Raw genomic sequence first — 11,650 nt, 5'->3', positions numbered from 1 at the left:
AGACTAGACGCTGATATCTCGATCGTGGCTCGGTATCAACGGGATTGACGCGGCAGGGAAGGCCGCGACTATCGCAAACGCGATGGGATACCCCACTGCACCGATGAGTGCGCCGACTACCGGTCCCACAGCGGACGCGGCAATGAATTGTCCAGTGTTCTGAGCGCCCAACGCTTTTCCCTGCCACTGCGGCCCGGACGCTTCGGCGACGGAGGTGAATGCCAAGCCGTTGTCCGCAACACTGACGGTGGTAGCGATCAGCAGGACCAGCGCCGGGATTCCCCAGGGGGTGGCGTCGGCGGCGGCCATGGCCAGCATGACGACGGCAGCGGATATCGACACCAGGCGCAGCGGCCGGACCCGACTGCCGGCACGGTCACTCCACATCCCGACGACGATGCGTCCCAGTGCCCCGACGAACTGCGATGCGCCGATCAGCAGACCGGCAGGTGCGGCCTCCCACTGTTGCTCGTTGATCAGCCAGACCAGTCCGAAGGTCGACAGTGTGAACTGCGGGAACACCAGCAGAGCGGACGCCAGATGAATGCGCCACAAGAACGAGTTCGACCGGTAGGGGTTGACGGCCGCGGTGGGTGCGTGCGCGGTGGCAGTGGGCCGCGGGGGATTGACCAGGGCAAGTGCGCAGACAAGTGCGAGTGCACCGTTCAGAACCACGGACAGAGCAATCGCCGAAGCGATTCCCGAGTGAGCAGCCAGTGTTGGGACCGTGATCGACGCGATCGTGACGCCCAAGGGTTGGGACATCTGCCGGATGCCCATCGCCAATCCGCGGCGGTCCTTGGGGAACCACCCGACAACCACGCGCCCGCTGGCGGCGTTGGCGGCGGCGGCCGACATACCGCCGGCCAGGAACGCGATACCGAGCAACCCGTAATTGTCGGTGGTGGTGGCCGCCAGAGCGGCAACTGCCGTCAACGCAAGTCCGATCGAGATGACCCACTTCTCACCGAATCTGTCGGCCAACGCGCCCCACGCGACGAGTGTGAGAACCATGCCGAAAGTGGGTGCTGCAGCAAGTGTTCCGGCCTGCGCGAGGGAGAGTCCGTGCTCGGAATGCAGGAGCGGGATCAGGAAGGCAGGTGTGCTGACGAAGACGGTTCCGGCGGATTGGGCGGCAACACCGAGGGCAAGCATCGTCCAGGCCCGCGGTGTGACTACCGATTTTTCCAGCCGTGACGCCTCCGTCATGGTGAGCCTCCCCGTTCTTCTTAGCCGAGGGCTCTGACGGTACTCCGGCTATTTCACATGCTGAAACTTCAATCCCAAAATGTGGTCATGGGTATTGGTTGTCGATGGGGAGTCGCACAGTGAAGACGGTGCGTCCATCGACCTGGTCGACGCCGATGGTGCCGCCGTGCAAGTGAACGTTCTCGACAGCCAGTGAGAGTCCCAACCCACTGCCCTCGCTCCGTCCGCGTGCGGTGTCGACCTTGTAGAACCGTCGAAATACCGCCTGCCGGTCCTGGGGCGAAATCCCGGGACCGTGGTCGACGACGGCAATGACGGCGTAGCCGGACTCGGCGCTCAACTCGACGCGTACCGGGGGTGAACCGTGACGCAGTGCATTGCCGACAAGGTTGGCGACGACTACGTCGATTCGACGCGAATCCACTCTGGCGCTGATGCTTTCGGGTGCGTCCAGTTCGACGGTGTCGGTCCAGCCTCGGCTCGCAAGAGTGCGCTCGGCCAGTTCGACGAGGTCGACGTCGTCGAGGACGAGTTTTGCCTGTTGTGAGTCGTGGCGAGACATTTCGATCAGGTCTTCGACCAGTCGAGCGAGTTTGCCGATCTCACTGCTCACGATGCGCGCGGCAGCGGCGGCGTCGGGCGGAAGATTGGGGATCTCTTCGCGAAGTATTTCGCTGACCGGCACCAATGCGGCCAGCGGCGTCCGAAGCTCGTGAGAGACGTCGGCGACGAACCGTCTCGCCTGCTCTTCCGATTCTTCGAGCCCGGTGATCACCGCTTCGTTGCGGGCCACCAGGTTGTTGAATGTTGTTGTCACCTGGGCGAGTTCGGCTACTCCGTCTTCGGGGAGCCGGACGCTCAGGTCGCCGTCGGCGGCGCGGGCGGCAGCATCGTCCAGACGCTTCAGCGGCCGCACCAGCGTCGACGCGATCCAGAGTCCGAGCAGACCGCTCACCAACACGCCGGCGGCGAGGGTGAGGCCGACAGCCCGAAGCAAGTCGTCGAACTTGTCTTGCACTCCTACCAGTGGCCGGACAGTGACAGCCTTCACGAGTGTCTGATCGTCGTAACCGTCCTCCGAGCTCGTGTCCATGACGTAGACGGACATTCCCAGCAGAATGCGCTGGGAGTCGAGCCGTTCGAATCGAATGAGTTTGGTACTGTCCAAACCGCTGTCGAAGCTCGGCGGGATCGTCGAGGGATCGACCGATCCTTGGAGGATTACGTCACCGCCCGAGATCAGTGTCATGTCGGAGGGGAAGACCTGGGAGAGGTTGGCAGGTGTCAATCCGTCCACCGACATGCCGTTCAGCGACTGTAGTTCGTCGCGAAATTGTGCTGTTGCCACGTCCTGAGCATTGGAGTAGATCCATGACCGCGCCATGAACGATACGACGCCGGCTGTTCCTCCGGCGATGATCACGACGATCGCGATGAACACGAGCACGAGCCGGGTGCGCAGGCCGTCGACCCGAAGCCAAGTCGGTCTCATCGAGCTGAGCCGGTGTTGAAGCGATAGCCGAAACCGCGCACTGTCTCGATAACAGTCGGTGCGGCTGGATCGTCCTCGATCTTTCCGCGCAGTCGTTGCACCGCTGCATCGACGATTCGGGAATCGCCCAGGTATTCCTGGTCCCAGGCTGCGGACAGCAACTGTCGGCGACTGAGGACCTGCCCGGGATTCTCGGTCAGTGCCAGTATCAGTCGCAGTTCTGTCGGGGTGAGCGTCACCAGCGTCCCGGCCTTGCGAATCTGCAATGACGACCGGTCCACTTCCAGGTCACCGAAAGTCTCTGCACCCGGCGCTACGTCTGGACGCGTCGTTGTGGGCGCCGAGCGCCGCACGACGGCTTTGATCCGAGCATCGAGGACACGCGGACTGGCCGGTTTGACGACGTAGTCGTCGGCGCCGGCCTCGAGACCGGCAACGGTGTCTATGTCGTCGGATCGTGCGGTCAGGATGATGATCGGGATCGAACTGCGAGTGCGGATGCGTCGACAGATCTCGTAACCGTCAGCCCCGGGGAGTCCGAGGTCGAGCAAGACGAGATCTGTAGTGCCCAGGGCGTCGTCGAAATCGCCGTTACCGTCGGGGCGATGGCTGACATTGTGCCCGAGTCGGTTCAGTCCCAACGTGATTGCCTCGGCCACCGCTGGATCGTCTTCTATGAACAGGATGCTCACCATGAGCTCAGGCCTTCCGTGGTCGGAGTCTCGGTCAGCCCACGGTACAGGTGTCACACACTCGAGAGTCGTTCGTTGCCGGAGTTTGCCAGTACCGCGTGCCGTGCGGCGGTGGTGTTCAACGGAAATGCCGACACTGCGAGGGTGTAGCAACCGACGAGGAGTAATGCGCCGAGAACGTCACTCGGTCGGTGCCATTGCAATACGACTACGGAGATCGCGGTCCCGATGGTGATCAGCGCGCCGTTGACGGCGACGAGTGCCCGCCATCTGGTGGGCGTGACGAGCACGATCGCGCAGACGAGTGCGGCGATAGCCGTCAGAGTCCCGCTGGGAAAAGAATTGTGCATCACCAGACCGTTCAGGTCCGGTCGATCCAGCGATTGTTTGAGGACCCAGGCCGTCGTGATGGGACCGAGGGTTACGACGATAACGCGTAGTGCCAGCGCAATCGGGTTGTTGCGCAACGTGATCATGAGTACCACGAGCACTCCTCCCACTAACAGAATTGGGGTGACGAGGCCGATGAACTCGGTGGAGAACACCCCGAGTCCTCCGGATGTGGCCGCGCCCACCATGAGTTGTTGGTCGACGATCTGACCTCCCGTCGTGTTGACCGCTACTTCGAATTCGATGACTCCGAGGATCAAGAGTGCCAGTGCGGCAATCAGTCTCGCTGGTTTGACTCGTGTCATGGTCAGCCTTCCGCTCGCTCGTCCGAAGGGTTGCTCAGTTGGGGCGGGCATTCCCCACCGGGGGCAGTGGCCAATTCGAAATGCCACATCTCGTTGGAATAGGTCTGGCAGAGGCCGTAGTCGCTGCCGTGCCTGATGAGCCAGTCGTCAGCGTCTGTCGGACCGATGTCGACGGCCTGTCCGCTGACGTGTTTGGACAGGCTCGGGGTGTGCACCCACTTGGACGCTTCGTCCGCGCTTCCGTACCTGACAACGGCTTCGTCGAACAGTCGCTGTTGGTAGGCGGCGGATCGCCACCCGGACGTGACGTGCATGTCCACCCCAGACTCCCGTGCATCGACTGCCGCTGACTGTAGCGCTGTGAGAAGCGCGGAATCGAGACGGGCCAGAGCAGGTACATGAGTGTCCTCCACGCTGACACCGTTTTCGATCTCACCGCCGGAGGGCCCTGAATCAGGCTGAGTGGCAAGGTAGTTACCGCGCCTGGGTTCAGCTGATTCGGTGTACGAGCACGCGCTGAGCGTGAGCGCCCCGAGTACGACTGAACCGAGTGCGAGGATGCGGATGATTCCGCGGTGGCTGGGCATGCACACGAGACTGCTCGGTCAGTGTCACCGGCAGGTGGTCACTGTTCGTCGACGGTGTCACGGTGTGCAACAACTCTGTAACGAGATGGAACGGGGCTGGTGGGGCGTGCGCTAGGCGGGGCGGGGAGTTGCGGCAAAGGTGGAGAGTTCGAACCACGACGGCAGGCTGCGACGCAGAGACTCCGGCCCGGAGATGGTGACCTCACCGGATCGGATGGCGTCGGACCACGTCAGGTCGCCGCGCCAGATCTCCGTCAGTGGCCTGAGCCCGGCAGATACGGACACGGTGACGTCGAATCCCGGGTCGAGGTCGCAGACCTCGACGTCGTCGGAGTTGATGACCAGCCACCAATTTCGTGAATGTCGATCGATTTCGGAAAAGATGAAGTGGACCACTGTTTTTCCGTCGGGTACAGCGGAGTGATCTACCCGTCGATGCATGTCCCACAGCAGGAGCTTGGGATCGAGATCCTGATCGCCGAGTTCGCCGATCCAGCGGGTGCCCCAGATTCCCAGTGCTTCGACAACGGGGCGGAGTTCGCGCCCGGCATCCGTGAGGCGGTACGTGACGGCTCCGTCGGTGTTGTCTCGGTAGGTGATTCCGGCGGCAGTGAGTTGGTGCAGACGTTTGGACAACAATGTCGGCGACATACGGGGGAGGCCGCGTCGTAGGTCGTTGAAATGGGTACTTCCCATCATGAGTTCACGCAGAACCAGGAGCGTCCAGCGCTCGTCGAGTAGCTCCATCGCCTTGGCGACGGGGCAGAACTGGCGGTACGACGACCCCACTTGTCAATCGTAGGCCGATAGGTGGGGCCGGTACAGATCCAGTACTGGATCGGTGACGCTCGATGGTCGTAACGTCGAGGTCAGAGCAAAAATCGGTACTTCGAAAATTGATGGAGGAGAACGACAATGACTGAGGCAGCACAATCTGAATCAGTGGAGGCGGATCGAGCCCTCAAGTCCAAGCACAGAGTGATGTGGGGGTTGGGCAATTATCCGGCGGTGGCAACAGAGGTGATCCCGGAACTCGGCCCTGTTGTAGCGGCGGCCGGTGGCGTGCGCGCCGGTGATCGGGTTCTCGACATTGCGGCGGGTTCCGGCAATGTGGCTATTCCCGCGGCGGCGCTCGGAGCGCAGGTGGTGGCAACCGACTTGACTCCCGAATTGTTCGATGTGGGAAGGAAGATGGCGTCCGGCTTGGGTGTCGAACTCGAGTGGCGGGAGGCTGATGCCGAGGATCTACCTTTTGCAGACGGTGAGTTCGATGTGGTGCTCTCGTGCGTCGGGGTCATGTTCGCGCCGCATCACCAGCGAGCAGCGGATGAGCTTGTTCGAGTATGCAAGGAAGGCGGGAGAATTGCTGTACTGAATTGGACGCCAACAGGTTTCATCGGAGAGATGTTCAAGGCTATGAAGCCGTATGCACCGGCCCCGCCCCCTGGTTCGCAGCCGCCGCCGTTGTGGGGTGAGGAGAGTCATGTTCGTGAGCTGTTCGGTGATCGGGTTCGCGACCTGACGACGCGACGAGAAGTGCTGCCGGTGAGCAGGTTCCGCGATCCGGAGGACTTCCGCGACTTTTTCAAGGAGAATTACGGGCCGACTATCGCCGTCTACCGCAACATTGCCGACGACGACGCCAAGACGGAGGCCCTCGACCGGGATCTTGTCGACTTGGCTCGAAGGTACATGGTAGGAGGGGATTCCCCCGGCATGGGCTGGGAGTACTTACTCGTCACAGGTGTCAGGAGTACGTCATGACAAGCATCGATATCGAGCCGTTGAGATCGTCTGTCACCGGCCCGGTTTTCGGCCCGGAAGATTCGGGCTACGACGACGCTCGGGCCATCTGGAACGGCTCGATCGATCACCGACCGGCTGGGATCGCCAGATGCCTCTCGCCGGCGGACGTGGCTGCGACGCTGGGGTATGCGCGAGAACACGATCTGGAGGTGTCTGTGCGCGGTGGTGGGCATTCGTATCGTGGGGCTTCGGTGTGCGAGGGCGGTCTGATGATCGATCTCAGTGCGCTGAACACCGTGAGTGTGGATCCGTCGGCTCGTACGGCGCGAGCAGGTGGCGGGGCAACCTTGGCAAACCTGGATGCCGCGACGCAGGAGCATGGCCTGGCTGTGACCGGTGGGGTGATCAGCGATACCGGAGTGGGCGGTCTGACACTCGGCGGCGGCATGGGGTGGCTGACACGAACACTCGGCTTGTCGATCGACAACCTGGCGTCGGCGGAGGTGGTGCTTGCCGACGGTGAGGTTGTGCGCGCGTCGCAAGACGACCACCCCGATTTGTTCTGGGCGTTGCGGGGCGGGGGAGGCAACTTCGGTGTGGTGACCGAGTTCGAGTATCGGCTGAGCGCGATCGGACCGGAAGTGCATCTCGGTTTCTTCTTCTGGGGGATGGACGACGGGCCGGATGCGCTGCGTTTGTGCCGCGACGTGGTGCCTGCTCTGCCCCGTAACGTCGGTGCGTTGATTGCCTCCACTCTGTCCGCGCCGCCGGCGGCTTTTGTGCCGGAGCAATTCCACTTTCATCCCGGATATGCCTTGCTGGTAGCAGGTTTCGGTTCCGCGCAGGAGCATGCACAGGTGATTGCGCCCATCAGGGAAGCATTGCCGCCGTTGTTCGAGTTCGTCACACCGCTCCCGTACACGGGGTTGCAGTCGATGCTCGACGACGCCGAACCGTGGGGTGCGTACGCGTACGAGAAGGCTTTGGACTTGGGCGATCTCTCCGATGAGGTGATCGGCGTTCTGACCGAACATGCGGTGAAGAAGTCGTCACCGATGTCCTTCATCCCGATCTTCCCGCTGCAGGGCGCCTTCACCGCGGTCGGCGACGAGGATACTGCGTTCGGTGGTTCCCGCTCCCCGCACTACGTGTGCAACATGACGGCCACGGCAACGGATGCCGGGACTCTGGAGCTGGATCGAACGTGGGTGCGGAATCTCTGGGAAGCGTTGCGTCCCTTGTCGACCAATCCTGGCGGCTACGTCAATTTCATGACCGACGCGGACGAAGAGCGGGTTCGCAGCTCCTACGGAACGGGCAAGTACGCGCGCCTGTCCCGGATCAAGGCACAGTATGACCCGGACAACGTGTTTCATCTCAACGCCAATATCCAGCCGGCTGCATCGGCGCTCAAACAGTGAGTCTTGACCGGTGACTCTTAGACAGTGAACACCAGGACAAGCACGATGAGTATTGCCGCGATGATGATCGCCACCATCGCGGTCATGGCCAGCGGCGCCCAGGCGACCACTTTGTCGCGGGTGCTCGCGTCGGCGGGTCCGGTGGGTATCCGCGGCGGCCACGAAAACAGATCGAGCGGGCTGGGGACCGAGCCGAGTGGCGTGTTCTGTTGCACTGCAGGCAGTCCGGTGACCGTGGGGCCGACCAGACGATTGCGTCGGTGCGGGTCGGGAAGCTGGGTCGTGCGGTGTGCCCACGCCGGAACCGCTCCGTCGGATGAGTAGACGGGGATGTCGATCAGCTGATCCACGGAACCGCCCCCGGTTGCCACCGCGGCGAGTGCGTCGCGGGCCTGTGCCATGGTGGGCCGGCGCGTCGGATCCGGTTCGAGAAGCTGGAGCAGGACATCCGTGAGCGGTCCGGATTTGGTGGGACGGTAGATCTCGGCTTTGGCGACTCGGTGCAGCAATGCAATTGCGTCGGAGTCGATTCCGAAGGGGGGTTGACCTTCGATCACCGTGAAGAGCGTCGAGCCGAGGGAGAAGACGTCGCTGGCTTCGGTGGGGTCGTCGCCGCGGGCGACTTCGGGGGCGAAGTAGGCAGGGGTGCCGGTGATGACTTCGTCTTGGCGGTCCGATCCGTCGCTCTTGGCGCGCGCGATTCCGAAGTCGCTGATCTTGACGATGCCCAGGGAGTCGCCGCGATCGGCAATGAGGATGTTGCCCGGTTTGATGTCGCGATGGACGATTCCGGCGGCATGCGACTCTGCGAGTGCTGCGGCGATCTGAGCACCGATCTGGGCAACTTCGAGGGGCGGCAGAGTGTCGGCGAGGTTCATGGCCTGCGCGAGGCTGCGGGACGGGAAGTACTCCATGACCAGCCACGGTTCGCCGGCCTCTAGAGCGACGTCGTACATGCCGATGGAGTGGGGGTGTGAAAGTTTGGCGGCGTTTCGGCCTTCACGAAGTGTTCGAGCGCGGATCTCCTCGGCGCTCTCGTTGTCGAGGCCGGCGGTGGTTGTGACCTGTTTCACCGCGACGTCGCGGCTGAGGAGGGTGTCGCGGGCCAGCCAGACGGCGCCCATGCCGCCGCCGCCGATTTTGGATCGGAGTCGGTACCGCCCTGCCAGCAGGTATTCGGGGCCGATGCCCCGCCCTGTCTGCTCTCGAGATGTCACGTATCCAGGTTAGAGGATTGATACGGGTGTGACCCTCGAGGTTTGTGTGAACTGGGACTTTTGTCGCTACTTGACGAGTCCTCAGGGTCAGGCTTTACTGGGAAACGAATCGAAAATATGTTCGACTGTTGTCTGTTCGATGTGTGTCAGACCACGACTTCCCCGTGGTTTGCCGGCTTCCGAATATCACGGAAATGTCGCGGAACGGGGATGTGCACGAGGTGACCGAAGTAGTGGAGACCTCAGTAGTGGAGACCTCATTCGACGGGGCAGGTATGTCCCGTCAGGATCGGTTGGCGGAACTCCGCAGCCGGATGGCCTCCATCCCTGCTCGTGGTGACGGGCACGTTGTGTCGTCGGTGCCCCTCGGGGTCACAGTGGGGGAGGCCGCGGAGGGAGTGGTCGAGAACCGAGCCGGGAAGGCGGGAATCCTGCCCGTGCCTGCCGGTATCGCCGAGTTGCTGCCGCAGGGTGGATTGGTGCGGGGAACCGTGGTGTCCGTATCCGGGGCCGCGTCGTTGCTGGTGGGGTTAGTGGCGACGGTGACTGCGTCAGGCGGGCATGTTGCCGTTGTCGGCAAGCCGCAGTTGGGTGTGTTGGCCGCGTACGAGATGGGTGCACAGTTGGAGCGTCTCGCGTTTGTCCCGGATCCAGGGCCGGATCCGGTCGAAGTTGCCGCAGTGCTGCTCGACGGTATGGATCTGGTGATTCTGGGATTGGCGGGCGCGTCTGTGCCGCCGTCGCGCGCGCGGGCAGTGGTGGCCCGCGCGCGCAGTAAAGGTTCCACTCTTGTTGTGACGGATGGTCATTGGGACGGTGTGGAGGTGCGGTTGGAGGCGCAGGTCAACGGTTACGGTGGCTTCGGGTGCGGACGCGCGTTGGGGCGGGGCCGACTCGAATCGCTCAGCCTTGCCGTGCGTGCCCGTGGGCGTTCGTTCCAGCCTCGCACCACACGTCTGGACATCTGCAGCGCAGCGGGACGGGTGGAATGGAAGCCTGCTCGCGAGGTGAGTGCAGCTCAGGTGGTGGCGCTGTGAGTAGGGTTCTGGCGCTCTGGTGTCCGGACTGGCCGGCAGTGGCAGCTGCTGCTGTAGCCGACCTTCCGGCTACCCACCCGGTTGCGGTGACGTCCGGCAACAGGGTGATTGCGTGCAGCGCGACGGCCCGATCGGAAGGGGTTCGTCGTGGGCTGCGCCGACGCGAGTCGCAGGCGCGGTGCCCGGAACTGTATGTGGCGGTGGCAGATCCAGAGCGGGATGCCCGGTTGTTCGAGCCGGTTGCCGCGGCTGTCGATGCGGCGGCACCCGGCGTGGAGGTGCTTCGTCCGGGGCTGTTGGTGCTGAGTTCACGCGGTGCCAGTCGCTATTTCGGCAGTGAGGAGGCCGCGGCAGAGCGGTTGGTTGATCAGGTTGCTGCCGTGGGAGTCGAATGCCAGATCGGGGTGGCCGATCAGTTGTCGACGGCGGTGATTGCTGCACGACGAGCTGCGCTGGTACCGCTCGGTGCGGGCGCTCGGTTTCTTGCTCCGCTGCCGATGTCGGAGTTGGCGGCCGAGCCGAGTTTGTCCGCGCCGCATCGTGGTGAGCTGGTGGATTTGCTGCGCCGACTCGGGATCAGAACCATCGGGGCCTTTGCGGACTTGCCGGCCGTCGACGTGGCGTCGCGGTTCGGTACCGACGCCGTGCTGGCGCACCGGGCGGCGCGCGGTGAACCGGAACGACCACCGTCGGCCCGGGCATTGCCCCCGGATCTCGATGTGGAGCAGCATTACGATCCGCCCATCGAACGAGTGGACGCCGCAGCCTTTGCCGGGCGCGCCCTGGCGGTTCTTCTGCATGGCGCGTTGTCTGCTGCCGGCGTCGCCTGCACACGATTGCTGATATCGGCGAGCACGGGAAACGGCGAGCACCTGTCCCGTACGTGGCGCTGCGCCGAGCCGCTGACGTCGGAGGGAACGGCCGATCGGGTGCGGTGGCAACTCGACGGATGGCTTACCGGTCGCAGTGAGGACAAGCCCACGGCGGGAATTACCGTGCTGCGTCTGGAACCGGTGGAGGTGGTCAATGCCGGGGCCCTGCAATTGGGTCTCTGGGGCGGGGTGGGCGACGAGGACGAACGGGCGAAGCGAGCGCTGGTACGAGTGCAGGGGCTCTTGGGCGGTGAGTCGGTCCAGGTGGGTGTCCTCAGTGGCGGGAGGGGGCCATCAGAGCGAATTACGCTGGTGCCCTTGGGTGATGAACGGGTGCCGGCGCATGACCCGCAAGCTCCGTGGCCGGGGCGGCTGCCGCAACCGTCGCCGGGATCGGTGTATGTCGACAATCCACGAGTGTGGCTGGGAGACGCGTCGGGCAAAGCTGTGTACGTCACGGAACGTGGAGTGTTCAGCTCGAATCCGGCGAGGCTGAAATGGGGGAGCAAGGAATGGGCGGTGCAGGGGTGGGCTGGTCCGTGGCCGGTCGACGAGCGATGGTGGGATACGGCCGCGGCGCGAACGGCGGCGCGGGCGCAGGTGTTGTTGGAACAATCACGCGCGTTGTTGATGATCTGTGAGGGTGGCGAGTGGTCTGTGGAAGGTGTGTACGAGTGAGTAC

At 63.4% G+C, this 11,650-nt stretch carries 11 protein-coding genes; 4 read left to right on the top strand and 7 right to left on the bottom strand.

Annotated features, from left to right (window positions below; translation table 11 throughout):
- Nucleotides 1-3: 3 nt before the first annotated feature.
- From ACFRFQ_RS16165 to ACFRFQ_RS16140, 6 genes are all read right to left on the bottom strand, one after another.
- Entirely contained in the window at nt 4-1,209 is a 1,206-nt protein-coding gene (locus ACFRFQ_RS16165) for an MFS transporter (RefSeq protein WP_378659417.1), read from the bottom strand.
- 85 nt (nt 1,210-1,294) lie between these two features.
- Complete coding sequence (locus tag ACFRFQ_RS16160; RefSeq protein WP_378659414.1) at nt 1,295-2,701, bottom strand: sensor histidine kinase; 1,407 nt, start codon at nt 2,699-2,701, stop codon at nt 1,295-1,297.
- The gene (locus ACFRFQ_RS16155; RefSeq protein ID WP_378659683.1) at nt 2,698-3,396 is read right to left on the bottom strand and encodes a response regulator transcription factor; all 699 of its coding nucleotides are present in this window, start codon (nt 3,394-3,396) and stop codon (nt 2,698-2,700) included. Before ACFRFQ_RS16155 ends, ACFRFQ_RS16160 begins: the two co-directional genes overlap by 4 nt.
- 50 nt (nt 3,397-3,446) lie before the next feature.
- Nucleotides 3,447-4,088 (bottom strand): phosphatase PAP2 family protein, encoded by a 642-nt coding sequence (locus ACFRFQ_RS16150; protein ID WP_378659413.1) that lies wholly within the window; start codon nt 4,086-4,088, stop codon nt 3,447-3,449.
- Nucleotides 4,089-4,090: 2 nt separating this feature from the next.
- A complete protein-coding gene (locus tag ACFRFQ_RS16145) occupies nt 4,091-4,675 on the bottom strand; it encodes a M15 family metallopeptidase (RefSeq protein ID WP_378659411.1) in 585 nt (194 codons plus the stop codon).
- 111 nt (nt 4,676-4,786) lie between these two features.
- Entirely contained in the window at nt 4,787-5,464 is a 678-nt protein-coding gene (locus tag ACFRFQ_RS16140; RefSeq protein ID WP_378659408.1) for a winged helix-turn-helix transcriptional regulator, read from the bottom strand.
- A gap of 126 nt (nt 5,465-5,590) precedes the next feature.
- On the opposite strand from ACFRFQ_RS16140, the gene ACFRFQ_RS16135 reads away from it, so the two are divergent.
- Both ACFRFQ_RS16135 and ACFRFQ_RS16130 read left to right on the top strand, forming a co-directional pair.
- Nucleotides 5,591-6,439: a class I SAM-dependent methyltransferase gene (locus ACFRFQ_RS16135; RefSeq protein ID WP_378659405.1), complete on the top strand. Its 849-nt coding sequence runs from the start codon at nt 5,591-5,593 to the stop codon at nt 6,437-6,439.
- A complete protein-coding gene (locus tag ACFRFQ_RS16130) occupies nt 6,436-7,842 on the top strand; it encodes an FAD-binding oxidoreductase (RefSeq protein ID WP_378659402.1) in 1,407 nt (468 codons plus the stop codon). Before ACFRFQ_RS16135 ends, ACFRFQ_RS16130 begins: the two co-directional genes overlap by 4 nt.
- Before the next feature lie 17 nt (nt 7,843-7,859).
- Here the strand turns inward: ACFRFQ_RS16130 and ACFRFQ_RS16125 are convergent, their stop codons facing one another.
- Nucleotides 7,860-9,059: a serine/threonine-protein kinase gene (locus tag ACFRFQ_RS16125; RefSeq protein WP_378659399.1), complete on the bottom strand. Its 1,200-nt coding sequence runs from the start codon at nt 9,057-9,059 to the stop codon at nt 7,860-7,862.
- A 221-nt stretch (nt 9,060-9,280) separates the two neighbouring features.
- Here ACFRFQ_RS16125 and ACFRFQ_RS16120 point away from each other — a divergent pair, with 221 nt between their 5' ends.
- Complete coding sequence (locus tag ACFRFQ_RS16120; protein ID WP_378659396.1) at nt 9,281-10,096, top strand: hypothetical protein; 816 nt, start codon at nt 9,281-9,283, stop codon at nt 10,094-10,096.
- Nucleotides 10,093-11,646 (top strand): DNA polymerase Y family protein, encoded by a 1,554-nt coding sequence (locus ACFRFQ_RS16115; RefSeq protein ID WP_378659394.1) that lies wholly within the window; start codon nt 10,093-10,095, stop codon nt 11,644-11,646. Before ACFRFQ_RS16120 ends, ACFRFQ_RS16115 begins: the two co-directional genes overlap by 4 nt.
- Nucleotides 11,647-11,650: the final 4 nt, after the last annotated feature.

It is taken from the genome of Rhodococcus sp. NPDC056743 (assembly GCF_042790355.1).
Taxonomy (GTDB): domain Bacteria; phylum Actinomycetota; class Actinomycetes; order Mycobacteriales; family Mycobacteriaceae; genus Rhodococcus_F.
The sequence above is the reverse complement of the archived record's forward strand: the minus strand, read 5'-3'. Positions and strand labels throughout refer to the sequence as shown.

Coding starts and splice junctions, on each gene's coding strand:
- ACFRFQ_RS16150 (WP_378659413.1), bottom strand. CDS start 4,088: ATGACACGAGTCAAACCAGCGAGACTGATTGCCGCACTGGCACTCTTG.
- ACFRFQ_RS16130 (WP_378659402.1), top strand. CDS start 6,436: ATGACAAGCATCGATATCGAGCCGTTGAGATCGTCTGTCACCGGCCCG.
- ACFRFQ_RS16155 (WP_378659683.1), bottom strand. CDS start 3,396: ATGGTGAGCATCCTGTTCATAGAAGACGATCCAGCGGTGGCCGAGGCA.
- ACFRFQ_RS16135 (WP_378659405.1), top strand. CDS start 5,591: ATGACTGAGGCAGCACAATCTGAATCAGTGGAGGCGGATCGAGCCCTC.
- ACFRFQ_RS16165 (WP_378659417.1), bottom strand. CDS start 1,209: ATGACGGAGGCGTCACGGCTGGAAAAATCGGTAGTCACACCGCGGGCC.
- ACFRFQ_RS16145 (WP_378659411.1), bottom strand. CDS start 4,675: ATGCCCAGCCACCGCGGAATCATCCGCATCCTCGCACTCGGTTCAGTC.
- ACFRFQ_RS16160 (WP_378659414.1), bottom strand. CDS start 2,701: ATGAGACCGACTTGGCTTCGGGTCGACGGCCTGCGCACCCGGCTCGTG.